Below are 21,869 nucleotides of genomic sequence, written 5' to 3'. Positions count from 1 at the left end.
GATATAGAGGTTTTGAAAGGCTGGCGGATTTGTCAGAGTGGCAGTTCGTCGATCTCAAAGGGGGATGCCATGCTGGAATTGTTGCCGAACACGGCGATTGTCTGGGACTGGGCGGCTTTTGCCGCGCGCTGGCTGCATGTCATCACCGCCATCGCCTGGATCGGCTCGTCCTTCTATTTCATCGCCCTCGATCTCGGCCTGCGCAAGGTGCCGGACCTGCCGGACGGCGCCCATGGCGAGGAATGGCAGGTACATGGCGGCGGCTTCTATCACATCCAGAAATATCTGGTGGCGCCTGCTGCCCTGCCGGAACACCTGACCTGGTTCAAGTGGGAAAGCTATTGGACCTGGGTGTCCGGTTTCGCGCTGATGTGCATCGTTTACTACGGTGCGGCTGATCTCTATCTGATCGATCCAGCGGTCTGGGACGCGGAGCCCTGGATGGCGATCGCGGTCTCTGTCGCCTCGATGGCGCTGGGCTGGACGGTCTATACGCTTGTCTGCAGGTCCCCACTGGCGAAGAGCCCGACTTTGCTGATGGTGCTGCTCTATTGCGCTCTGGTGGCGCTGGCCTGGGGCTTCACGCAGATCTTCACGGGGCGTGCCGCCTTCCTGCATCTGGGGGCGATCACGGCGACCATCATGTCCGCCAATGTCTTCATGGTGATCATCCCGAACCAGAAGATCGTCGTCGCCGACCTCAAGGCGGGGAGGGTGCCGGATGCGAAATACGGCGCCATCGCCAAGCTGCGCTCGACACACAACAATTACCTGACCCTGCCGGTCCTGTTCCTGATGCTGTCGAACCATTATCCGCTGGCCTTCGCGACGGAGTACAATTGGGTGATCGCCAGTCTGGTGTTCCTGATGGGCGTCACCATCCGGCATTTCTTCAACTCCATGCATGCCCGCAAGGGCCAGCCCTGGTGGACCTGGGCCGTTACGGTGCTGCTGTTCCTCGCCATCGTCCTGCTCTCGACCGCGGGGCCGAGGCAGACGGACGAGGAGGCCGCCGAAGTGATGACGCCCGAGGCGACCCGGCTTGCCGCCTCGCCGCACTTCGAGCCGGTCTATGAGGCTGTTCTCGGCCGCTGCTCCATGTGCCATGCAAGCGAGCCCGCCTGGGACGGTATCGCCGTGGCGCCGAAAGGCGTGCTGCTGGAGACCGAAGCGCAGGTCGCCGCCCATGCCCGGGAGATCTATCTGCAGGCAGGCCGCAGCCATGCCATGCCGCCCGCCAATGTCTCCTACATGGAACCGTCGGAGCGGGCGCAGATCGTGCTCTGGTTCGAAGGCAACCGCGCGGTGGTGCAGTGATGCCCGACCGTATCCTGAGAGGCCGGATCCTGAGCTTCAGGAATGAGCCGGCCGGCTATGACGATACCGCATCCTTCCGTTATATCGAGGATGGCGGGATCCGCATCCGCGACGGCGAGATCGCCGAATGTGCGGACTTCACGGCATTGCAGACGGACGGGGCGGAGATTGTCGATCATCGTCCGCACCTGATTGTCCCCGGCTTCATCGATGCCCATGCCCACTATCCGCAGATGCAGGTGATCGCCTCCTGGGGCGCCAAACTGCTGGACTGGCTGGAAAAGTATACTTTTCCAGAAGAGACCAAATTCTCCGATCCGGAACATTGCCGGCGCATCGCCGGACGCTTCCTCGACACGCTGACGGCGCATGGTACGACCACGGCCGCGGTCTATTGCACCGTGCATTCACAATCGGCGGAGGCATTCTTCACGGCGGCGGAAGAGCGCAACATGGCGATGATCGCCGGCAAGGTGATGATGGACCGGCATGCGCCGGACGCACTCTGCGACACGCCGCAATCCTCTTACGACGATACCCGGGCGCTGATCGGCAAATGGCACGGCAAGGGCAGGGCGCAGTACGCTATCACGCCACGCTTCGCCATCACCTCCACACCGGAGCAGATGGAGATGGCGGAAGCATTGGTCCGCGAGAACCCGGACTGTTACCTGCAGACCCACCTCTCGGAGAACAAGGCCGAGATCGAGTTGACCCGGGAACTCTACCCGGACGCGCGGGACTATTTCGACGTCTATGAGAAGTACGGCCTGCTCGGCGAGCGCAGCCTGTTCGGCCACGCCATTCACCTGACCCACAGGGAGCGGGACCGGATGGCGGAGACCGGCTCGGTCGCTGTCTATTGCCCGACCTCGAACCTGTTTCTCGGCAGCGGTCTCTATGACGAGGTGGGGTTGAAGAAAGCGGGTGTGCGGCGGGCCATCGCCACGGATGTCGGCGGCGGCACGAACTATTCCATGCTGCGGACCCTAGACGAGGGCTACAAGGCGCTGCAACTGCGCGGGCAGAATATCGACCCGCTGCGCAGCTTCTACTGGGCCAGCCTCGGCAATGCCCGGGCGCTGCAACTGGAAGAGAGGATCGGCACGCTGGAGCCGGGCACTGACGCCGATATCACGGTCCTGAACAGCCGCGCGACGGATGTCATGGCCCTGCGGATGGAGACGGTGGAAAGCCTGCAGGAAGAGCTCTTTGTCCTGCAGACCCTCGGAGACGATCGTGCTGTCGCGGAGACCTATATCGCTGGCCGTCCGGCAAAACAGCAGCAGGGTCAGGCTTTCTCTGCGAGATAGGCCTTCAGGATATCCAGTTGCCGCATGCTGGTCAGATCCTTGCTGGTGTCGATTTTCCAGAACTGGGTGGCCCAGTTCTTCCCGGAATATTCCGCTATATGGATCGAATAGAGATTGATCCTGTCTTTGACCATGATCGGAATCCGGTGAATCAGCAGGACACAGCCGGGCGTTCGCGACCCTTTGGTATCTGGTGACCAGGTCATGCGTGGCGGCGGCGGCGAATAGTCCGAATCAATCAGTGCCGTCCCCGTGTGATCCGCCGTCACGATCTCCAGTTCCGTCCGCGACAGATACGCGTAGCGCCGTATACTGAATTGACCTTCAATCAGGCTGTCCAGAATCGGGCCGGTCTCCCGGCCATCGATGTCACGGAGCAGTTGGGTGAACGAATCCGACGAAATCTCCGGTGAGTGATGCAGATGGAAGATGCGGGGCAGGCAGGCATTGCAGTCGAGTTCGAAGTCGTTGACCCAGTCTTCCGGCAAGGTGGAGGCGATGCGGCGTGCCAGCTTCAGCGAAGGGGTCCAGCCCGGTTCCATAATGCGATGGACCTGGCTGGGAGACGTTCCTGTCGTCAGCGCCAGCTTGTAGGGTGAGAGCCCGTTCTCGACGATCCATCGCCGGGCCATCTCGGTGATCTTGAAGATCTCGAATTCGATTGTATCGAGGGTCTCCGATTTCAGTGCCGCATTGGATGGCTGCACCCGGCGCTCGCTGATTCGGAAAGGCGCATTCGCACGATCTTTCAGGGCTTTGATCGTGGCGCCGAAATCGTGTTTCTGAGGAATGTCTCGAAGGTCGGTGTCTGAATTGCCTCGACCGATGCCCTTGGCGGGATCTCCGGCCATTGTCTTTGTCTGCATACAGGAAGTTGAATTGCTCAACGATCCGTCGCTCATCACTAATCCCCATTCTGGCTCTGTGCAGTGACGCGCCTTTGATCGCTCCCTTCTGGGAACGCCGGTAGATTCTTCTACCTCTAAGGTAAACGCATATTAACTGATTCAGACGCTCAGGGCAATCGAAGACGCCGGAAAACCGCAGAAACGAGGCGTTTTGGCGGAAATAAAGAAAATTTATATTTAAAATCAAATGATTTTATCGGTTTACTAAACCAACCGGTCAGCCGGGAGGGTGAGCCCTCTGCATCACCGGTGAAAGGACCCGGTCCGATATCGGGAAATCCCAGACGGCGCCCCGGTTTGATGCGGCGAATTTCCTGGCGAGATCCGGCAAGCTGGACAGGTCGGTGACCGTCTTGCCGTCCAGGCCAAACCCTTTTGCGATCCCGGCCAGGTCCGGGCGGCCGAAGACGGCTCCGGCGTCGGACAATCCTTCCGAGCGCAGCTTGTGAATCTCCGATCCGTAGGCGCCGTCATTCAACACACAGATCAGCACTTTCAAGCCGTGGCGCCGGATCGTCTCCAGTTCCTGGATATGCATCAGCAGGCTGCCGTCCCCGTCGAACATCACGATCGTCTCGTCCGGCCGGGCGGCGGCAACGCCGATGGCGAAGGAAATGCCGTTCCCGATGGCGCCGAACTCCCGAATGGTGTGGAACCGTTCGACCGGCCGGTTCGGCATCTGGGCGACGAAATAGGAGCAATGACCCGAGGAATTGACGGCTTCCCAATCACGCGGCAGGGCATCGTCCAGGGCCGAGGCCACGTCACGTGGGTCGAGCAGGCCCTGCTCGACCTGGAAGTTGGAGCTGTCCGGCGGAGTGTCTTTGATGCGCTTGGCCAGATCTGGGCTGCGCCAGTTTCCGTCACCTTCCGGGCGTTGCTCCAGCGCATCGGCCAGCGCCTGGACGGTGAGGGCGGCATCGCCTCGCAGATGGGTGTCGGCGGGAACCCGGCCCTGGCTCAGGGCAACCGGGTGTGTATCGATTTGCAGGACCTTGGCCTGACCGTAAAGCTTGCCACCGTCTGTATTATGCTGGGCAAGGCTGGCCCCGACGGCGATGATCAGGTCGGCTTCCGCCAGGCAGGCCCGGGTCACCTGGCTGGAAAAGCCGCCGGCAATGCTGAGATTGAACGGATCGTCGTGGAACAGGCCACGCGCCGGCAGTGTGGTTGCCAGCAGACCGCCGCATTTCTCCGCAAGCGCCCGGCAGGCCGCGCCCGCACCCGTGGAGCGGACGGCGCCAAGCCCGGCCATGATGACCGGTTTCCTTGCGCCGGCGATCAGCATGGCGGCTTCCGCCACATCGTCGGGGTGTGGTGGCATCGGGCGCAGTTTCGGCAGGACATCGCGCGATGGGGCGGGCAGTTCGGTCGCGCCAGTCCAGTCCCTGTTCTGCAAATCGAACGGGACGCCAAGCACCACCGGGCGCATTTCTGTCCGGGCCTGGATAAAGGCATCGCGGACCTGGCGCAGCATGCGGTCCGGGTGATGCAGGGCATGGTAGGCCGCGCCGCAGGCGGTGACGAAGGGGGCCTGGTCCAGCTCCTGGTTGTACCAGTTGTTGCGCAGCGGCGACTCGCCGGCGAAGACGACCAGCGGGATATGCGCGCGCACGGCGGCGGGCAGGGCGGTCATGATCTGGGTCAGGCCCGGCCCGCAGGTGACGCTGGCCACGCCGACCTTGTCCAGCGCCCTTGCATAGGACATGGCCGCCGCGACCGCGCAATGCTCATGCCGGACATAGATGAAGTTGGCGCCCAGTTCCGCGAAATAGGTGGCCCAGTTCATGTTCGCATCGCCGAGCAGGGCGAAACAGGTATCCACCTCCTCCTGGCGAAAGGCTTCGGCCAGAATCTGGTAGGTCTTTTTCGCGGTCATCTTGTCTGTTTCCCCCGGACAGGCGGCGCCGGTCATGATGGTGTGCCAAGTATCGCGCCGATGGAAGGGGCGCGGGTCTCGGTCTGTTGTTTGAACAATATTGAATTGTATACAATTCAGTCAAGCAGGCCGCACCAGGCGGTTATTCCGCGTCTGGCGCCGGACGTGCCATCGGGATGCGCAGGATGGGACGTTCTACCGAGAGGGCAGAGGCAGGAAGGGAACGGAGCCGCACCATCGGCGCGGCTCCGTGGTTGGTCAGACGACCTTGACGGTCATGCTGCCGAGTCCGTCGACGCTCGCTTCCATCACGTCTCCCCTGGAAACCGGGCCGACGCCGGACGGCGTTCCGGACAGGATGACGTCTCCGGCTGCGAGTTCGAAGAAGCGCGACAGGTAGGAGATCATTTCGGGAACCTTCCAGATCATCTGGTTGAGGTCGCCTTCCTGGCGCAGCTCGCCATTGATGCTCAGTGCCACACGGCCCTGGTCGAGGTGCCCGACCTTCTCCACCGGATGGACCGGGCCGACCGGAGCGGACCGTTCGAATGCCTTGCCGATCTCCCAGGGACGGCCCATCTTTTTCTGCTCGCCCTGCAGGTCCCGGCGCGTCATGTCGAGGGACAGGCCGTAGCCATAGACATGATCAAGCGCGTCTTCGAGGGCGATGTTCGTGCCGCCCGATTTCAGGGCCACGAGCATTTCCATCTCGTGATGAACGTCGGATGATTCCGGCGGATAGGGGAACTCGCCCGAAGGATCGAGATTGTCCGGATTCTTCTGGAAAAAGAATGGCGGCTCGCGGTCGGGGTCGTGGCCCATCTCGACCGCGTGGGCCGCATAATTCCGGCCAATGCAATAAACGCGGCGCACCGGGAAGAGCGCGCTTGAGCCGGTGACCGGTATGGCAACCTGCCGGGGTGTTTCTATGACGTAATCGGGCACGCAAACCTCCGTTATGCTGTCGGGCCAGATGCTGGCTTAAGCTGGTTCGGCGAAAAAATCAATCTCAACCAATTTGAAATAGAGACTATTTTTCTTTCGTCCTCTGGATTGATCTGCCATATTCGAACCAATATAGGTGAATTGGTCAACCAATACGAGGTGTTGGCGTGCTGAAAAGAGTTGAGCCCATTGAGCGGGAAGACCCGGTTTCGGTCCTGCGGTCCTTCATCTCTGATGGCGGCTATGTCCCCGGTGACCGGCTGCCGGCCGAGCGTGAACTCATCGTCAGCCTGGATGTCAGCCGCGCGACGCTGCGCAAGGCCCTGGACGTGCTGGAACGTGACGGGACCATCTGGCGTCATGTCGGCAAGGGTACCTTCATCGCCAGTCAGGGCGGCCCGGGTGGTCCCGGCAGTCTTCTGGAACTCGGGCGCCATCTGACTCCTGTGAAAATGATCCGTGCCCGGCTCTGTATCGAGCCGGCGATTGCCCGCGAGGCGGCAATCAATGCGTCGCGAGAGTCGATCCTGACGATCAATGCAACGAAGGAGCGGGCCCGGCACGCGTCAAACTGGGCCGATTACGAAGCGGAAGACGATCATCTGCATCGGGCCATCGCGGAATGTACGGATAACCCTCTGCTGATCGGCATATTCGACCAGCTCAATCAGGTGCGCCGGGCCGTGGCGCTCGGCAATGTCGTGCGCGGCTCGGAGCGTCCGCCTGAAAACCATTCCAGTTTTACGGAGCATGAGCGGATTACGGCGGCCATAGAGTCGCGGGATCCGTCTGGTGCAGAAGCGGCGATGCGGCAGCATATCGCGTCGGTCTCCGCGCGCCTTTTCGGGGAGGACTGACGGCTTAAGACAATAACGTCTGTTTGCGGCAAAGAGGGGAAAACCCCCGGCCATGGGAACCGCGTCCGAAAGTGACCAAAGGCCCGAAAGTGAACAAAGGGAGGAAACAATGACTAAATTTCTCAAAGCGGCGATCGCCTTTTGCCTCGCCGTTCCATTCATCACCATGATGACGGTCTCGTCCGCCCAGGCGGACAAGATCCGCATTGCCCTGGCCGAAACACCCTCGGATGAGCTTGCAGCGTTCTTCGTCGCTCTCGACCGGGCCAAGGCAAATGGCCTCGACTATGAATGGACAGCCTTCTCGGATGAAGAGCTGGCGATTCAGGCCGTTCTCAGCGGCCAGATGGATATCGGCTTCGGGACGCCCTATGCGGCGATGCAGCGTTCGCGGGCCCCGATCCGCATCGTCTTCCAGCTCTCCAAGTTGAAGTTTTTCCCGGTCACCTCGAAGAAATACAGCAAGCTTGAGGATCTGAATGGCGAGCCGATCATGCTGCATTCCCGCGGTGGCGGAACGGATTCGATCGCAAATGTCATCGAGGACAAGCTCAGCATCAAGTTTGGCAAGCGCTCCTACGTTCCCGGCTCGTCGAACCGGATTGCGGCGCTGATCGCCGGCCAGACGGACGCGACGATCGTCGATCTCTCGAACAAGAACAAGCTGATGAAGCTGCAGGGCGACAAGTTCAACGTGCTGCCGATGTTCGAGGTCGACGCCAGTGACGAGGCCCTGTTCGGCAATCTCGACTGGATCAAGGCGAACGAGAAAGACGTCGATATCTTCGTGAAGGCGCTGCTCAGTGTTTGGCGGGACATGCACAAGGACCCCACCATCATCAGCCGGGAAACCAATCCCGACGGGCCGATCGGACAGTTGCCGAAAGAGATTCTGGACAGTCTCGACGGGTTCTACGCGGATGCCGTGGCGGGCGGTCTCTATGACCCGAATGGCGGCGGGCGCAAGGCCGCACAGGCGGACATGGAATGGTATTCGGCTGCGGGGCAGCTAACCGGTGATCTCGCAGCGCTGAAGATCGAGGACTTCTGGTATCTGAAGCCGCTCGACGACGCATCGAACTAGCCTCTGCCTGCGGCCGCCGGGCAGTCATTCCGGCGGCCGCGTTTTTTGCTCAAATCATCTGGAGCGGTCGATGACCGGCTATCGCTCACTGTTTCTGAAACTGCTGTCCGCCGTGCTTGTCTTCGGCGCCTGGGAGATCGCCGGCCGAATCCCGGTCAGCTATTCCTTCCCGACATTCCTCGATACCATGTCGGCGCTGGTTGCCCTGACGATCGACGGCACCATGTTCCGTGCCTATGTGGAGACGCTTCAGCCGCTAGCGGTCGGAATTTCGATTTCCGCCGTGTTCGGTATCGGTATCGGGCTTTGGGTCGGGCTGAGCGCGCGCTTCGACTGGCTCTTCTCGCCGATCTTTATCGTCATGCAGGCGGCGCCCCTGGCGGCGCTAATTCCCTTGCTCGTGATGGCCTACGGCGTTGGCCTGACCTCGAAGGTATTCGTGGTCTGCATCATGGCAATGCCCGTGATCGTGCTGAATACAGGGGGCGCGGTGCGCAACACGCCGTCCTCCCTGCAGGAAATGGGGCGCTCCTTTCTTGCCCGTGAAGACCAGATCCTTCTGAAGGTGATCATCCCGGCAGCCTCGCCGGTCATCTTTTCGGGCCTGCGTCTCGGTATTTCGGCGGGTTTCATCGGCGCCATCCTGGCGGAGCTGAAGATCACGCCGACCGGGGTCGGCGACATCATCACCTACAGCCGCTCGATTGCCGATTATCCCAGCATGTATGCGGCCATCTTCTCGATCATCCTGTTCGCCGTGCTGTTCCTGAACCTGGTTGAACGGCTTGAAAACATACTCTTTAAAGGAAACGACCGTGGCTATGCCTCAGATTAGCGACAGCCCTTCAAAGCCGGCGCCGGAGAATGCGGTTGCGGCGCGCAATGTCTCGAAGAATTACGGAGATGTCGAAGCGCTGCGGGACCTGTCTCTCGACTTTCCGCGCGGTCAGCTGACATCGCTGCTCGGCCCGTCCGGCTGCGGCAAGACAACCCTGCTGAAGATCATCGCGGGGCTCCTGGAGCCGTCATCCGGCGAGATCCTGGTCAATGGCGAGCAGGTTGACGGACCCGGACCGGACCGGGCCTTTGTCTTCCAGGACTTCGCCCTTCTGCCCTGGGCCAGCGTGATCCGGAATGTCGCCTTCGGTCTCGAACTCAGAGGGGTTGCCAAGTCGGAACGGGAAGGGATCGCCGAACGCTATATTCGGGATGTCGGTCTCGCCGGTTTCGAGAACAGCTATCCGCATGAACTTTCCGGCGGCATGCGCCAGCGGGTCGGCCTGGCACGGGCGCTCTCCGTTGATGCCGAGGTCCTGTTGATGGACGAGCCGTTCTCGGCTGTCGACGAGCAGACGAGGCGGAAGTTCCAGGAAGATCTGCTCAACCTGGTGGCGAACGAGAACAAGACCTTCATCTTCGTGACCCACTCGATTGAGGAGGCGGTCTATGTTTCCGATCAGATCGCGATCCTGCTGCCCCGTCCAAGCCGGGTCTCGGAAATCATCCGGCCGTCGGGAATCCGAGGCAAGGGAGCCGACAGCATTCGGCGCGATCCGGAATATCTCGATATCGTCGACCGGATCTGGGCTTCCCTGCGCAGTTATGTGGAATAGGGGCTGAGATGAAACTTTTCGGCTATACGCTTCCCGGCATGTCGTCTCTGGTCCTCTGGGGATTGCTCTGGGAGATCGTCGGCAGGCTCGACGTGACCTTCTTCGTGCCGCCGCTTTCCGAGGTGGTAACCACTCTGGTTTCCGTCATCGGGACCCCGGCATTTCTGAAGGCCCTGTCGGAGACGGCCTATGCCTTCGTGGCCGGTGTCTTCTTTGCCGTCGTCATCGGGATTCCGACCGGTATCCTGATGGGCAAGAGCCGTCTGCTCGATGAACTGCTGCTGCCCTGGGTGAACATGTTCCTGAGCGCGCCGTTGACGGCATTGGTGCCGGTGCTGATGGTCCTTTTCGGCTTCGGCATGAAGGCAATCATCATCACCACCACGCTGTTCGCGATCTGGATCATCATTCTGAATTCCCGCGCCGGCGTGTTGCAGATCAACCGGTCCCTGGTGGAAATGGCCCGCTCTTTCGGGGCATCGCCGCTGGAGGCGTTTTTCAAGATCTATTTCTGGGCCGCCCTACCGGAAATCCTCGGCGGCGTGCGGATCGGTGTGATCCGGGCGGTCAAGGGCGTGATCATCGGCCAGCTGTTGATCTCCATCGTCGGCTTTGGGGCGCTGTTCGAGCTCTATGCGAACAACTTCCTGATGGCGCATTTCTGGGCCGTCCTGATCGTCCTCTTCGCCCTCGCCTTCACGATTTCGGAATGCCTTTCCTATCTCGAGCGGCGGGTCTCCTATTACGCGGCGAAGCGCTGAGACCAGGGGAACGGGTCCGGTTTCCGGAGCGCCTGCACCGGCCATGCATGAGCGGTAGACCGGGCGTGCTGACGATGCGCGCTCGGGCCGATTGACTGTACGAAAAAACATTGTATACAATCCTTCCAAGAAGGCTGCTGACCGGCATCGCCTGATGCTTGGCCGAACGGCCCGCCGAAGGAGAGAAGCCCTGTCTGAAATTACCGATAAAGTGTGGGATGTCGTTGTTGTCGGCGGCGGAAATGCGGCCCTGTGCGCGGCCATCGAAGCGGCCGAAGCCGGCTGCCGTGTGATCATCCTCGAAGGCGCGCCGAAAACCTATCGCGGCGGCAATTCGCGCCACACACGGAATTTCCGCTGCATGCATCAGGGGCCGCTGTCGGTCCTGACCGATACGTACGCCGAGGATGAGTATTTCGACGATCTGCTGCGCGTGACCAAGGGCAATACGGACGAGGGACTGGCCCGGCTGGCGATCCGCACGTCGGAGACCTGCCTGCCCTGGATGGAAGCCCATGGCGTCCGGTTTCAGCCATCGCTCTCCGGCACCCTGTCGCTGGGGAGAACCAACGCGTTCTTTCTCGGCGGCGGCAAGGCTCTGGTGAATGCCTATTACAATACGGCGGCCGATCTCAGTGTCGAAGTGGTCTATGAGGCCCAGGTGACGCATGTCGAAATCGAGGGGGGACGGTTCCAGGCGGTCGAGGTGGAGATCGCGGGCGCCGCGCCCTGCCGGGTGGAAGGCCGCACCATCGTGCTCGCCTCCGGCGGCTTCCAGGGCGATATCGATTGGCTGGCGAGGGCCTGGGGCCCGGCGGCCCGGAACTTCCTGATCCGGGGCACGCCCTATAACCGGGGCGTCGTTCTGAAGGACATGCTGGATCAGGGCGCGGATTCCGTTGGCGACCCGACCCAGTGCCATGCCGTTGCCATCGACGGACGGGCGCCGAAATTCGATGGCGGCATCGTCACGCGGCTGGATTGTGTGCCGTTCTCCGTCGTCGTGAACAAGCACGGCGAGCGTTTCTATGACGAGGGCGAGGATGTCTGGCCGAAGCGCTATGCCATCTGGGGCCGGCTCGTCGCGGCGCAGCCCGATCAGGTGGCCTATTCGATCATCGATGCCAAGAGCAGCACGCTGTTCATGCCGTCGGTCTTTCCGGCGGTGCAGTCGGACACGCTGGAAGGGCTGGCGGAACAGATGGGCCTGCCCGCCGCCAAGCTGCGGGAGACGGTGGATGCCTTCAACGCGGCCTGCCGGGAGGGGACTTTCCATCCTACCGAGCTCGACGGTCTGGCGACCGAAGGTGTCGAGCCGCAGAAGACCAACTGGGCCCGGCCGATCACGGAGCCACCTTTCTACGGCTATTCCCTGCGCCCCGGTGTCACCTTCACCTATCTCGGGCTGAAGGTGGACGAGACCGCGCGGGTGACCATGGAAGGACAGAAACTTGAAAATGTCTGGGCTGCGGGGGAAATCATGGCCGGAAGTATCCTGGGCGAGGGCTATCTCGCCGGTTTCGGCATGACCATCGGCACTGTGTTCGGCCGGATTGCCGGGCAGGAAGCCGCCAAGGGCGCAATCCGGGGAGTGAACAGCAATGCCGCTTGATCACGCGACACAGACTCCGGCCTCAGATACTCCGGTACCAGACACCTTGACCGACGAAGCGCGCCGTCAGATCGAAATCTGCAATGCCTGCCGCTATTGCGAGGGCTATTGCTCGGTCTTTCCGGCGATCACCCGGCAGCGGGCCTTTGCAGATGGGGACATCACCCAGCTCGCCAATCTCTGCCACAATTGCCGGGGCTGCTATTACGCCTGCCAGTATACCGAGCCGCATGAATTCGCCATCAACCTGCCGAAAGTGCTGGCCGAGGCCCGCGCCGAAAGCTGGGACCGGTTTGCCTGGCCGGGCTTCCTTGCCGGCCCGTTCCAGCGCAGCGGTGTCGCTATCGCTCTGGCGCTCGTCGCCGGGCTGGCGGCACTGTTCTGGGCGGCGCAGGCTCTGCGACCCGCCGGCGGGGAAGGTTTTTACGCGGTCATGTCCCACACCATCATGGTGTCGATCTTCACACCGGCTTTCCTGCTGCCGCTGCTGGCGATTGTCATCGGCTTGCGCGCCTACTGGAAGGCGGTCGGCGGAAAACCTGTCAGTCTTGCGCATCTAAAGGAGGCCTTCGCCGATGCAGCGAAGCTGAAGAACCTTTCCGGTGGTGCGGCGGAAGGCTGCAATTTCGAGAAGGGCGACCGTTTCACCAATGTCCGGCGCTGGCACCACCAGGCGGTGATGTACGGCTTCCTGCTCTGCTTCGCCTCGACCGGCTCGGCCACGCTGATGCACTATCTGCTCGATATGCCGGCGCCTTACGGCCTGTTCTCCCTGCCCAAGCTGCTCGGCATCCCGGGCGGGTTGCTGCTCACCCTCGGCGGCCTCGGCATGGCGGTCCTGAAGACGCGCGGGGAGAAGGATCTTGGCGCGCCGGCGCTCTGGGGCGGCGAGATGGCCTTCGTGCTGCTGCTGAGCTTCACCGGCGGCAGCGGTCTCGCCCTCTATGCCGCGACCGGCACGGCGGCTGTCTCCAACCTGCTGCCATTGCATCTCGGCGCGGTGCTGACCTTCTTCCTGCTGGCGCCCTATTCGAAGATGGTGCACGGCTTCTACCGGCTGGCGGCACTGGTGCGGGACGCGCAGCAAAAGTCGTAGACGAGGTAGCCGGACAAAGAAGAAGCCCCGCGCCGAATGGCGCGGGGCTTCTTTCATGCGTGAAAGCGGTGCTTCTATTCCGCCGCCAGTTTCGTCGCGTCCAGCTTTTCCAGCACCTTCGGCGGGGACATCGGCAGGCTGTAGAAGCGGATGCCGAGGGCGTTGTAGACCGCGTTCCTGATGGCTGCCAGCGGCGGCACCAGCGGGACCTCGCCGACCCCGCGGACACCCTGCGGGTGTTTCGGATTCGGGATCTCGATGATCACATTGTCCAGCATCGGCAGGTCGGAGCAGACCGGCATCCGATAGTCGAGGAAGCCCGGATTATCGACCTTGCCGTCCTTGTTGTAGATGTACTCTTCATTCAGCGCCCAGCCGATGCCCTGAGCGGCACCGCCCTGCATCTGGCCCTCGACATAGTCCGGATGGATCGCTTTCCCGACATCCTGGAACGAGGTGTAGCGGATCACGCGGACGATCCCGAGATCGGTATCGACCTCGACGTCGCAGATATGCGTGGCGAAGCCGCCTTCGGCACCGGCGGTGTTGAGCTGCTTGCCGGCACCGATCGGCCCGCCGGTCTCGTTCGACCGGGCCGCCAGATCCTTGAGCGTCAGGGGCTCGAATTTGCCGGCATTGTCGCCGGCCGGGCGGGCGGCGCCATCCGACCAGGTCACCGCGTCGGCCGGGATGCCCCAGATCTTCGCGGCAAGACCCCGGAGCCTTTCGATCACCTCTTCCGTCGACTGTGTGACCACCATGGCCGAGGCAAACAGCACGCGGCTGCCGCCGGTCAGGTTACTGTAGCCGATGGTCGCCGTGTCGCCGATCAGAACCGAGACCCGGCGATAGTCGATGCCGAGCAACTCGGCGGTGATGTTGGCGATGGAGGCACGGGAGCCGCCGATATCCGGATGACCCGTGGTGACCACGACATTGCCGTCCTCGGTGATGTTCACCTGGGCACTGGATTCGCCGCCGGCATTGAACCAGTAACCGCTGGCAACGCCACGGCCCTGGAACTTGCCGAGGGGTGCCTTGTAATGCTCATGCGCAAGCGCGGCTTTCACCGTTTCGGCATAGCCCATGACCGGGTAGACCGGGCCGTGCGCGGCCTTGGTTCCCTGTTTGGCGGCGTTCTTCAGACGCAGCTCCAGCGGGTCCATGCCGAGTTTCTCGGCAACCTCGTCAATTACGCTCTCGACCGCATAGGCACCGATAGGCGCGCCCGGGGCGCGATAGGCGGCAACCTTGGACCGGTTGGAAACCACGTCATAGCCGAAGGAATGCACGTTCGGGATATCGTACGGCGCGAAGCAGCAGCCGCAGGCACCGCGAATCGGCGAGCCCGGGAAGGCACCGGCCTGCAGGTAGTGGACGGCCTGCCCGGCCACGATGGTGCCGTCTTTCCTGGCGCCGATCTTGACCATGCTCTTGGCGCCCGAAGTCGGCCCTGACGCCCGCATGACCTCCTCGCGGCTCATCACCATCTTCACCGGACGGCCGGATTTCTTCGACAGCATGGCTGCGACGGGTTCCAGATAGATGATGGTCTTGCCGCCGAAACCGCCGCCGATCTCGGCCGGGATTGCCCGGATGTCGCTCTGAGGGATGCCGGTCAGGAACGCGGTCATGGCCCGGACCATGAACTGGCCCTGGCTGGAGCTCCAGATCGTGGTTTTGTTATCGGCGCTGACATTGACGAGACAGGCATGGGGCTCGATGTAGCCCTGGTGCACCGGCCGTGTGTCGAAGCTCCGCTCGACGATCACGTCGGCTTCCTCGAAACCGGCTTCGATATCGCCCAGCGTATGCTCAAGCGTGCCGGCGATGTTCGACGGCTTGCCGTCGAATTCGATGAAGTCATGCAGGATCGGGGCGTCGTCTGCGATGGCGTCATCGATCTCGATGGCCCAGGGCAGCACGTCGTAATCGACCTCGATCAGCTCGCAGGCCTGTTGTGCGATCTCGCCGGAGGTTGCGGCGACGGCCGCGACCGGATGCCCGTGGAACAGGGCTTTCTCCCGCGCCATGACGTTGCGGCACATCCAGCGCATGTCCTGAATGCCGAGCGGCACTGGCGTATGGACAGAGAAATCGACGATGTCCTTGGACGTGACGACGGCCTTCACGCCGGGCAGCGCCTCGGCCTTGGAGGTATCGATGGAGCGGATCACGGCATGGGGGTGCGGGCTGCGCAGCACCTTGCCCCAGATCATGCCCGGCATGTTGGTGTCCGCCGCATAGGCAGCCTTGCCGGTCACCTTGTCGGCGCCGTCCGGACGGATCGTGCTCGTGCCGATCCACTTGTTGGAAATCTCGTTCATGCTGGCTCTCCCTGCGGTCCGGGGCTTTCTGCTGCCCCGTTCATACCGGCTTTGGCGACCGCCCGGCCGCTAGCCGGCAGGCGATCCGCCACAACTCATTCTTCGCTCGGGAAAGCCTACACGGTCTTCACGCTCCTGAACAAGGTCGGGAGCGCGAAGGGAATGTGCCGATTTGCGCAATTACTGGAAAACCGTCCGGAGGACGGCGCGTTACCCCTGGCAGGGTTACACGGCCACCTCGATCCGGCCGATCGGGTTCGAGCAGCAGGCGAGGATGTAGCCGGCCTCGATATCGTCTTCCGAGATGCCGCCATTGTGCACCATGTGTACCTCGCCGGAGAGTTTCCTGATCTTGCAGGTGCCGCAGACGCCGAAGGTGCAGCCGGACGGGATGTTCAGCCCCGAAGCCTTGGCGGCGGCGAGCACCGTGTCGGTCTCGGCGCACTGCCCGGTGACGCCGGACGTGGCGAAGAGGATCTCCGCCCTGGCGCCTTCCTCGGGAACCGTATCGTCCAGTTCCGGCATGTCCTCTTCCTTGGCGACCGGGGCCTGGAAGCTTTCCTGGTGGTAATGGTCCATGTCGAAGCCGAAGCCGGCGAGGGCGTCGCGTACCGACTGCATGAAGGATTCGGGACCGCAGCAGAAAACCTCGCGCTCGAGATAATCCGGAGTCATCAGGCCGAGCATGAGCTGGTTGAACATGCCCTGGTAACCGGTCCAGGGGCGGTACCTGTCCGGCTCTTTGACGACGAATTTCAGATCGATGCCCGGATCCCGGCTTGCCATATGTTCAAGCCGTTCCCGGAAGATGATCTCCGACGGACGCCTGGCGCAATTGATCAGCACCAGATCCGAACCGGTGCCGAGATCGAACATGTAGGTCGCCATGGACATCATCGGGGTGATGCCCGACCCGGCGGAGATAAAGAGATATTTCTCGGCCGGGTGCTGGGACATGGAAAACAGTCCGGCCGGGCCGATCGCCTTGATCCGGGTGCCTGGTGCCAGATTGTCCAGCATCCAGCGGGTGCCGATGCTGCTGTCCTGGGCCTTTGCCGTGATCGACAGGGAGCGCGGCCGGGACGGAGAGGACGAGATCGTGTAGGTCCGGTGCAGCGGGCCGCCGGGGATCGGGATCTCCAGTGTCATGAATTGGCCCGGCTGAAAGTCGAACAGGGCGCCGGAGGGGGCACGAAAGGTAAAGGTCGCGGTGTTCGGGGCTTCCGGCAGCACGGAGACACATTCCAGTGGCTCGCTGTCGTTCCAAATCCCAGCGCCCATGAGAACCGGTGAGGCAGCCATGTCTTACTCCGCGGCGAGCGAGGTCGGGCGCAGGCGTCTGCCCAGCGTGTTGCAGTACCAGTCGACGAAACCGATCACGCCGCCTTCCTGTGTCTGGGAATAGGGGCCGGGTTCGTAGGCCGGCGAATTGATGCCGAGCTGATTATCCTCCACCACCCGGCGGTCCTCGTCGTTGGTGGCGGTCCAGACCTCGGTCAGGCGCTGCAGGTCGTAATCCTTGCCCTCGGTGGCGTCCTTGTGCACCAGCCATTTGGTGGTGACTTCGGTTTCCATCGGTCCGATCGGGGTGACCCGGAAAACGATGGAATGGTCGGCGAGGAAATGGTTCCAGGTCGTCGGATAGTGAAATTTCAGCAAGGTTCCGGCCGATTTGTCGGCGATCCGGCCGAGGAACTTGTCGACGGCGACCTTGCCGTTCATCGTGTAGCTTTCCGCGCCCTCGATCAGCGGCATGCGGGTCACTCTGTATTGCGTGTCTGCCGACATCTGGAAGCTGGATGGAATTCCCTGCGCCTCCATGCGCTCGACATGTGCCTGCAACTGCAGCGAGTTACCGTCGGCGCCGAAGAGAGACGGGTCTTCCGGAAAGGTGCGGCACAGGCTCGGATGGTTGCCGCTGCAGTGATAGCACTCGCGGTTGTTTTCCCAGACCAGTTTCCAGTTTCCGCTCTCCACGATGCTGCTCTCGTGAGCGACCTTGGCATTGCCCAGGTCGTGCGGCTCGAGATACGGCCGCACCAGAGTCGCGAAGGCATCGAAATCGGGGGCGTCATCCGCCAGGCAAATATAGATGAGGCCGGCAAGTTCGCGGCAATGCACCGGTTTCAGGCCGTGCTGCGACGCATCGAAATCCGGCCCCATGTCGCGGGCCCAGAGCAGCGTGCCGTCGAGCTCGTAGGTCCATTGGTGATAGGGGCAGACCAGCTTTGGTACATTGCCCTTGGCGGCCTTGCAGATGACAGAGCCGCGATGCCGGCAGGTATTGTGGAAGGCCCGGATCACATTGTCCGCGCCGCGCACGATGATGACGCGGTAGTCGCCAACCTTGTGGGTGACATAACTGCCGGGCTTTGCCAGCTCGCAGGCCGGGATCGCGAACAGCCAATCGCGATACCAGATGGTCTCCATGTCGAGACGGAAGATATCCGGATCCCGGTAGAACGGCTGGGTCAGGCTGTAGCCGCTCCGGCGCTGGTTCAGCAAGGCCAGCATGTAGTTGCGCGCGCTCATCTCTCATCCTCGCGATGCGGATCTTGCCCGATGGGGCAGGAAAGATGATCGCGGGGTGCGCCGAGCCGGTTGTTGAATTTCCGCTCATTCACCGTGACCGTCCATCTGCGATCCGCCTGTTGGTATGCGGCCGGAACGGCGCTCCGGGCGCTTCCCGAGGAAGACGCCAGGCTGACATCCCGGACAGTCGAATCAGATCACAGAGACGGGGGCATGCTGAGTCACAGGAACGACATTGCTGCGTCGCAAAACGACATCGCCCCCACCGCAATGCAAATAGGCGGTGGGGGCGATGTGATCGGTTCGGAAAGTGACGTCGCGGTTACTCGGCGGCACCGCGCATGTCGGCCGCTGTTTCCAGGACCGCGCGAACGATTTTGTCATAGCCGGTGCAACGGCAGAGGTTGCCGGCGAGCCAGTAGCGCACTTCGGTTTCGCTCGGATTCGGGTTCTGCTTCAGCAGGGCATCGGCCGCGACCAGCACACCCGGTGTGCAGATGCCGCATTGCAGCGCGGCCATTTCGAGGAATTTCTGCTGCAGAGGGTGCAGTTTCTCGCCCTCGGACATGCCCTCGATGGTGCGGATCTCGTGACCTTCCGCTTCCACGGCCAGCATCAGGCAGGAGCAGACCAGCCGGTCGTCCAGGGTGATGCTGCAGGCGCCGCAGTCGCCGGAGCCGCAGCCTTCCTTGGAGCCGGTCATGCCGAGATTGTCCCGGAGAACATCCAGCATGGTTTCGTAAGGCGCGCAGAGAAATTCCGTCGGCTCGCCGTTGATTGTGGTGGTGACGTGCGTCTTGGCCATGTGCTCAGCCTCCCTTGGCGCGTTCGGCGGCGATGGCGGTGGTGCGTTTCAGCAGCACGCCGGCGACCTTGGTGCGATAGACGATGGTGCCGCGCTTGTCGTCGATCGGACGGCAGACAGCGCTGCAGGCAGCGGCCGCCGCATCCAGCGCGGCGGCGTCAAGTTTGGAGCCGATCAGCGCCTTCGCGGCATCCTCGACCAGCAGGACGGTCGGGGCGACCGCGCCGAGCCCGACCCGGGCTGCGGTGCAGGTATCACCATCCATGGTCAGGCTGACGCCGCATCCGACCACGGCAATATCCATTTCCGTGCGCGGGATCATCCGCAGATAGGCGTCGCTGGAATGGGCGGGGCGGGGCGGCAGGGTGAAGCTGACCAGGATCTCTCCGGGTGCCAGCGTGGTCTTGCCGGGACCAGCAGGAACCTGCTCAACCGGAATCTCCCGGCGGCCGTTCGGACCCTGGATGGTGGCGATCGCCTCCGCGGCAATCAGGCCGGGCACCCCGTCGGCAGCCGGCGAGCCGTTGCAGAGATTGCCGCCGGCCGAAGCACGGCCCTGCACCTGGGTGGAGCCGATCAGATTCAGCCCCTCAAGCACACCCGGCCAGACCTTGCCGAACTTCGGATGTTCGGCAAGAACCGCACCGGACACGGCAGCGCCGACTCGGAAGCCACCATCGGCGGTTTCCTCGATGGCGTTCAACTCGGCGACCTTCTTGATGTCGACAATGAGGCCGGGCTTGACCATGCCGGCGCGCATTTGCACCAGCAGATCCGTGCCGCCAGCCAGGATTCGGGCCGCTCCGCTTGCCGCAGCATAAGCGCCGATCGCATCATCCAGTGTCGATGGCGCTACATATTGGATATCTGTCATAAGGATTTTCCCAGCGTCGTTCCCCATTTCACACACCTGATCCGCCACCACATTGGCCGGGAGCGTTTTCTTCCGATGTGCGTATGACCGAAGGCTACACGGCGAGAGGGGTTTCTAACAACCCCGACGCGCGCGAGAAGACCTGTGCAGGGCTGGCAAGAGTTGGCCTTGCCAGAAGACCGATGCAGAAAACGCGTCGAACGGCTCAGCCAACGGCGACCTGGATATCGAGCAGAACCTGCCGGTGCTCCCTGGTGGCGACGGCAATGGCGCGCTCGAGAGCGGCAGGCAGATCGCTTCCTCTCTCGACCCTTTCGACATGGGCGTTGCTGGCGCCGGCCGTCTGCCGGAAATCCGGACTCGGGGTCAGTGCCGTCAGAGGGACCTCGTTCGATTTCGCGGCATAGCCGTCCGGATAGAGGCCGACGACCGATTGCCGGACCGCACCCCATTCGTGGTTGTTGAGAATCAGCGTGATAACCGGCAATTCCAGTGCTTCGGCGATCTGATGGCAGACCGTCGGATTCGAGAACATGTAGGAGCCGTCGCCCATGGTGGCGACCACAAGCCGGTCCGGATCGGCGAGCTGCGCCCCGAGGGCCGCGGGCAGTCCCCAGCCGAGACCGCCCGAATGGGGTTCCTGAAAGAAGGAGTTCACCTCGCGGCGGCTGAGGAAGCCGAGCATGGTACCGAGCTCGGAATAGACGGTAGATATGTGCCCCTCGAGCGCCTTGCCGAGGCAGTGGCTGACCCATTGCTTGCTCATCGGCCCGCTGTTTCCGGCTTCCGCAATCCGCGCCATATCCGTCCGCGTGGCCGCGGATGCCGTCGCGACCAGCTCCCGGCGGTCGCGGATTCGGGCCTGGTTTTTCGGTTGCGCGTCGAGCGCGGCGGCGAGCGCCGGGATGGTGTCCGCGTTCTCACCGGCAAGGGTTATGGCAGATCTGAAAGTGCGCACCGGGAACCGTGAGAAGAGCGGGTCCGGGCCGAGATTGATGATGGTGGCATCGCTGCGCGGCTTGTGGATGTCCGGCTGCCAGGGAGCGAGACTGTCCAGGATCAGGATGACATCCGCGTCCTCGATCCAGGGTGATGGATTGGCGCCGACATGGCAGTCGTGATCGGTTGGCAGTGCCAGCTCGACGGCCCAGTAGGAACAGACCGGGATGGCCCAGTCGGACACCATCTGCTGGAAACGCGCAAAGCTTGATGCATCCCCGGCGCCGCGTTGCGCAATGATCAGCGGCCTCTCCGCGTTGGCCAGAGCCATTGCGGCCGCCTGCAGGCTTGAGGCTTCGGGCATGATCCGGGCGGGCGCCAGCGCGCCGTCGGCGGTCAGGCCATCGGAGGATATCGTCTCGCACAGGACCTCCCGGGGCAGGGAGAGATAGGCGGGGCCTTTCGGGGTCGAGTTCGAGATGGCGTAGGCCCGGTCCATCAGCTCGGTGATCTGCTCCGGGTAGCGTAACTCGAAGTCCCACTTGCAGCATTCCCTGACCATGCCGGCCTGGTCCCGCATTTCCTGTCCCCAGCCGATGGGAACGGTGCGGGCGCCGAACCGGCTGTGCTCGGTGATCGGTGTGCGGCCGGACATCAGCAGCATCGGCACATGGGCGCAGGCCGCGTTGATGGCGCCGGTCACGCCGTTCGACAGGCCGACATTGGTGTGCAGCATGACGGCGGGGCATTTGCCGGAGAGCTGGTAATAGCCGTGCGCCATGCTCATGGCCGCATGCTCGTGCGGGATCGTCAGCGCCTGCGGCAGGGCGATGTCCTTTGCCTTCGCTTCGGCGAGGCCTTCGATGATGGGCGGGAAGTCGGTACCGGAATTGCAGAACACGTAATCGATACCGAGCGCCTTCAGCCGCGTGAAGATGGCGCCGCCTGCGGTCATGGTTTCGCGCGAGCCTGGCATTGTTTCTCCCGGAGATTTATCCGCTTTCAGT

General features: G+C 62.5%; 18 protein-coding genes. 9 read left to right on the top strand and 9 right to left on the bottom strand.

Annotated elements, in window-relative coordinates; all coding sequences use genetic code 11:
* Window positions 1–69 precede the first annotated feature (69 nt).
* Together RH950_RS19195 and guaD are read left to right on the top strand one after the other, a co-directional pair.
* Window positions 70–1,317, top strand: a complete 1,248-nt coding sequence (locus RH950_RS19195; protein WP_350059359.1) for a urate hydroxylase PuuD — start codon at window positions 70–72, stop codon at window positions 1,315–1,317.
* Entirely contained in the window at window positions 1,317–2,630 is a 1,314-nt protein-coding gene (guaD, locus tag RH950_RS19190) for a guanine deaminase (protein WP_350059358.1), read from the top strand. The genes RH950_RS19195 and guaD overlap by 1 nt, the downstream gene beginning before the upstream one ends.
* Here guaD and RH950_RS19185 read toward each other — a convergent pair.
* From RH950_RS19185 to RH950_RS19175, 3 genes are all read right to left on the bottom strand, one after another.
* On the bottom strand, window positions 2,609–3,481 hold the full coding sequence (locus tag RH950_RS19185) for a hypothetical protein (RefSeq protein ID WP_350059357.1): 873 nt from the start codon (window positions 3,479–3,481) through the stop codon (window positions 2,609–2,611). The two genes, guaD and RH950_RS19185, sit on opposite strands and share 22 nt — an antisense overlap.
* Before the next feature lie 274 nt (window positions 3,482–3,755).
* The gene (locus tag RH950_RS19180; RefSeq protein WP_350059356.1) at window positions 3,756–5,417 is read right to left on the bottom strand and encodes a thiamine pyrophosphate-binding protein; all 1,662 of its coding nucleotides are present in this window, start codon (window positions 5,415–5,417) and stop codon (window positions 3,756–3,758) included.
* A 258-nt stretch (window positions 5,418–5,675) separates the two neighbouring features.
* On the bottom strand, window positions 5,676–6,362 hold the full coding sequence (locus RH950_RS19175; protein WP_350059355.1) for a fumarylacetoacetate hydrolase family protein: 687 nt from the start codon (window positions 6,360–6,362) through the stop codon (window positions 5,676–5,678).
* Window positions 6,363–6,529: 167 nt separating this feature from the next.
* On the opposite strand from RH950_RS19175, the gene RH950_RS19170 reads away from it, so the two are divergent.
* From RH950_RS19170 to tcuB, 7 genes are all read left to right on the top strand, one after another.
* Window positions 6,530–7,219: a FadR/GntR family transcriptional regulator gene (locus tag RH950_RS19170; protein ID WP_350059354.1), complete on the top strand. Its 690-nt coding sequence runs from the start codon at window positions 6,530–6,532 to the stop codon at window positions 7,217–7,219.
* 109 nt (window positions 7,220–7,328) lie between these two features.
* A complete protein-coding gene (locus tag RH950_RS19165; protein ID WP_350059353.1) occupies window positions 7,329–8,303 on the top strand; it encodes an ABC transporter substrate-binding protein in 975 nt (324 codons plus the stop codon).
* A gap of 70 nt (window positions 8,304–8,373) precedes the next feature.
* Complete coding sequence (locus RH950_RS19160) at window positions 8,374–9,138, top strand: ABC transporter permease (protein ID WP_350059352.1); 765 nt, start codon at window positions 8,374–8,376, stop codon at window positions 9,136–9,138.
* Window positions 9,125–9,916, top strand: coding sequence for an ABC transporter ATP-binding protein (locus RH950_RS19155; RefSeq protein WP_350059710.1), 792 nt, complete (start codon window positions 9,125–9,127; stop codon window positions 9,914–9,916). The genes RH950_RS19160 and RH950_RS19155 overlap by 14 nt, the downstream gene beginning before the upstream one ends.
* Before the next feature lie 8 nt (window positions 9,917–9,924).
* A complete protein-coding gene (locus RH950_RS19150) occupies window positions 9,925–10,677 on the top strand; it encodes an ABC transporter permease (protein ID WP_350059351.1) in 753 nt (250 codons plus the stop codon).
* Between the two features lie 211 nt (window positions 10,678–10,888).
* The gene (tcuA, locus tag RH950_RS19145; RefSeq protein WP_350059350.1) at window positions 10,889–12,289 is read left to right on the top strand and encodes an FAD-dependent tricarballylate dehydrogenase TcuA; all 1,401 of its coding nucleotides are present in this window, start codon (window positions 10,889–10,891) and stop codon (window positions 12,287–12,289) included.
* Window positions 12,279–13,385, top strand: a complete 1,107-nt coding sequence (gene tcuB, locus RH950_RS19140) for a tricarballylate utilization 4Fe-4S protein TcuB (protein WP_350059349.1) — start codon at window positions 12,279–12,281, stop codon at window positions 13,383–13,385. The genes tcuA and tcuB overlap by 11 nt, the downstream gene beginning before the upstream one ends.
* Window positions 13,386–13,459: 74 nt before the next feature.
* Here the strand turns inward: tcuB and RH950_RS19135 are convergent, their stop codons facing one another.
* The 6 genes from RH950_RS19135 to RH950_RS19110 form a co-directional block, all read right to left on the bottom strand.
* A complete protein-coding gene (locus RH950_RS19135; RefSeq protein WP_350059348.1) occupies window positions 13,460–15,712 on the bottom strand; it encodes a xanthine dehydrogenase family protein molybdopterin-binding subunit in 2,253 nt (750 codons plus the stop codon).
* A 225-nt stretch (window positions 15,713–15,937) separates the two neighbouring features.
* Entirely contained in the window at window positions 15,938–17,014 is a 1,077-nt protein-coding gene (locus RH950_RS19130) for an FAD-binding oxidoreductase (RefSeq protein WP_350059347.1), read from the bottom strand.
* Window positions 17,015–17,017: 3 nt separating this feature from the next.
* Window positions 17,018–18,244 (bottom strand): aromatic ring-hydroxylating oxygenase subunit alpha, encoded by a 1,227-nt coding sequence (locus RH950_RS19125; protein WP_350059346.1) that lies wholly within the window; start codon window positions 18,242–18,244, stop codon window positions 17,018–17,020.
* 322 nt (window positions 18,245–18,566) lie between these two features.
* Window positions 18,567–19,049 carry a (2Fe-2S)-binding protein gene (locus RH950_RS19120; protein WP_350059345.1) on the bottom strand — a complete coding sequence of 161 codons (483 nt, stop codon included), beginning with the start codon at window positions 19,047–19,049 and terminating at the stop codon, window positions 18,567–18,569.
* 4 nt (window positions 19,050–19,053) lie between these two features.
* Window positions 19,054–19,923 carry an FAD binding domain-containing protein gene (locus RH950_RS19115; RefSeq protein WP_350059344.1) on the bottom strand — a complete coding sequence of 290 codons (870 nt, stop codon included), beginning with the start codon at window positions 19,921–19,923 and terminating at the stop codon, window positions 19,054–19,056.
* A 205-nt stretch (window positions 19,924–20,128) separates the two neighbouring features.
* Complete coding sequence (locus RH950_RS19110; RefSeq protein WP_350059343.1) at window positions 20,129–21,838, bottom strand: thiamine pyrophosphate-requiring protein; 1,710 nt, start codon at window positions 21,836–21,838, stop codon at window positions 20,129–20,131.
* Between the last annotated feature and the right edge of the window lie 31 nt (window positions 21,839–21,869).

Origin of the sequence: Nisaea sp. (assembly GCF_040217065.1) — a bacterium.
Taxonomy (GTDB): Bacteria; Pseudomonadota; Alphaproteobacteria; order Thalassobaculales; family Thalassobaculaceae; genus Nisaea.
Note: the sequence above shows the minus strand (reverse complement) of the source record. Positions and strands in the feature narration are given on the sequence as shown.

Bases quoted from the DNA above. Each gene is read 5' to 3' on its own strand.
- RH950_RS19185 (WP_350059357.1), bottom strand. From the start codon at position 3,481: ATGGCCGGAGATCCCGCCAAGGGCATCGGTCGAGGCAATTCAGACACC.
- guaD (WP_350059358.1), top strand. From the start codon at position 1,317: ATGCCCGACCGTATCCTGAGAGGCCGGATCCTGAGCTTCAGGAATGAG.
- RH950_RS19180 (WP_350059356.1), bottom strand. From the start codon at position 5,417: ATGACCGCGAAAAAGACCTACCAGATTCTGGCCGAAGCCTTTCGCCAG.
- RH950_RS19160 (WP_350059352.1), top strand. From the start codon at position 8,374: ATGACCGGCTATCGCTCACTGTTTCTGAAACTGCTGTCCGCCGTGCTT.
- RH950_RS19165 (WP_350059353.1), top strand. From the start codon at position 7,329: ATGACTAAATTTCTCAAAGCGGCGATCGCCTTTTGCCTCGCCGTTCCA.
- RH950_RS19130 (WP_350059347.1), bottom strand. From the start codon at position 17,014: ATGGCTGCCTCACCGGTTCTCATGGGCGCTGGGATTTGGAACGACAGC.
- RH950_RS19125 (WP_350059346.1), bottom strand. From the start codon at position 18,244: ATGAGCGCGCGCAACTACATGCTGGCCTTGCTGAACCAGCGCCGGAGC.
- RH950_RS19135 (WP_350059348.1), bottom strand. From the start codon at position 15,712: ATGAACGAGATTTCCAACAAGTGGATCGGCACGAGCACGATCCGTCCG.
- RH950_RS19115 (WP_350059344.1), bottom strand. From the start codon at position 19,923: ATGACAGATATCCAATATGTAGCGCCATCGACACTGGATGATGCGATC.
- RH950_RS19120 (WP_350059345.1), bottom strand. From the start codon at position 19,049: ATGGCCAAGACGCACGTCACCACCACAATCAACGGCGAGCCGACGGAA.
- RH950_RS19195 (WP_350059359.1), top strand. From the start codon at position 70: ATGCTGGAATTGTTGCCGAACACGGCGATTGTCTGGGACTGGGCGGCT.
- tcuB (WP_350059349.1), top strand. From the start codon at position 12,279: ATGCCGCTTGATCACGCGACACAGACTCCGGCCTCAGATACTCCGGTA.
- RH950_RS19150 (WP_350059351.1), top strand. From the start codon at position 9,925: ATGAAACTTTTCGGCTATACGCTTCCCGGCATGTCGTCTCTGGTCCTC.
- RH950_RS19155 (WP_350059710.1), top strand. From the start codon at position 9,125: ATGCCTCAGATTAGCGACAGCCCTTCAAAGCCGGCGCCGGAGAATGCG.
- RH950_RS19110 (WP_350059343.1), bottom strand. From the start codon at position 21,838: ATGCCAGGCTCGCGCGAAACCATGACCGCAGGCGGCGCCATCTTCACG.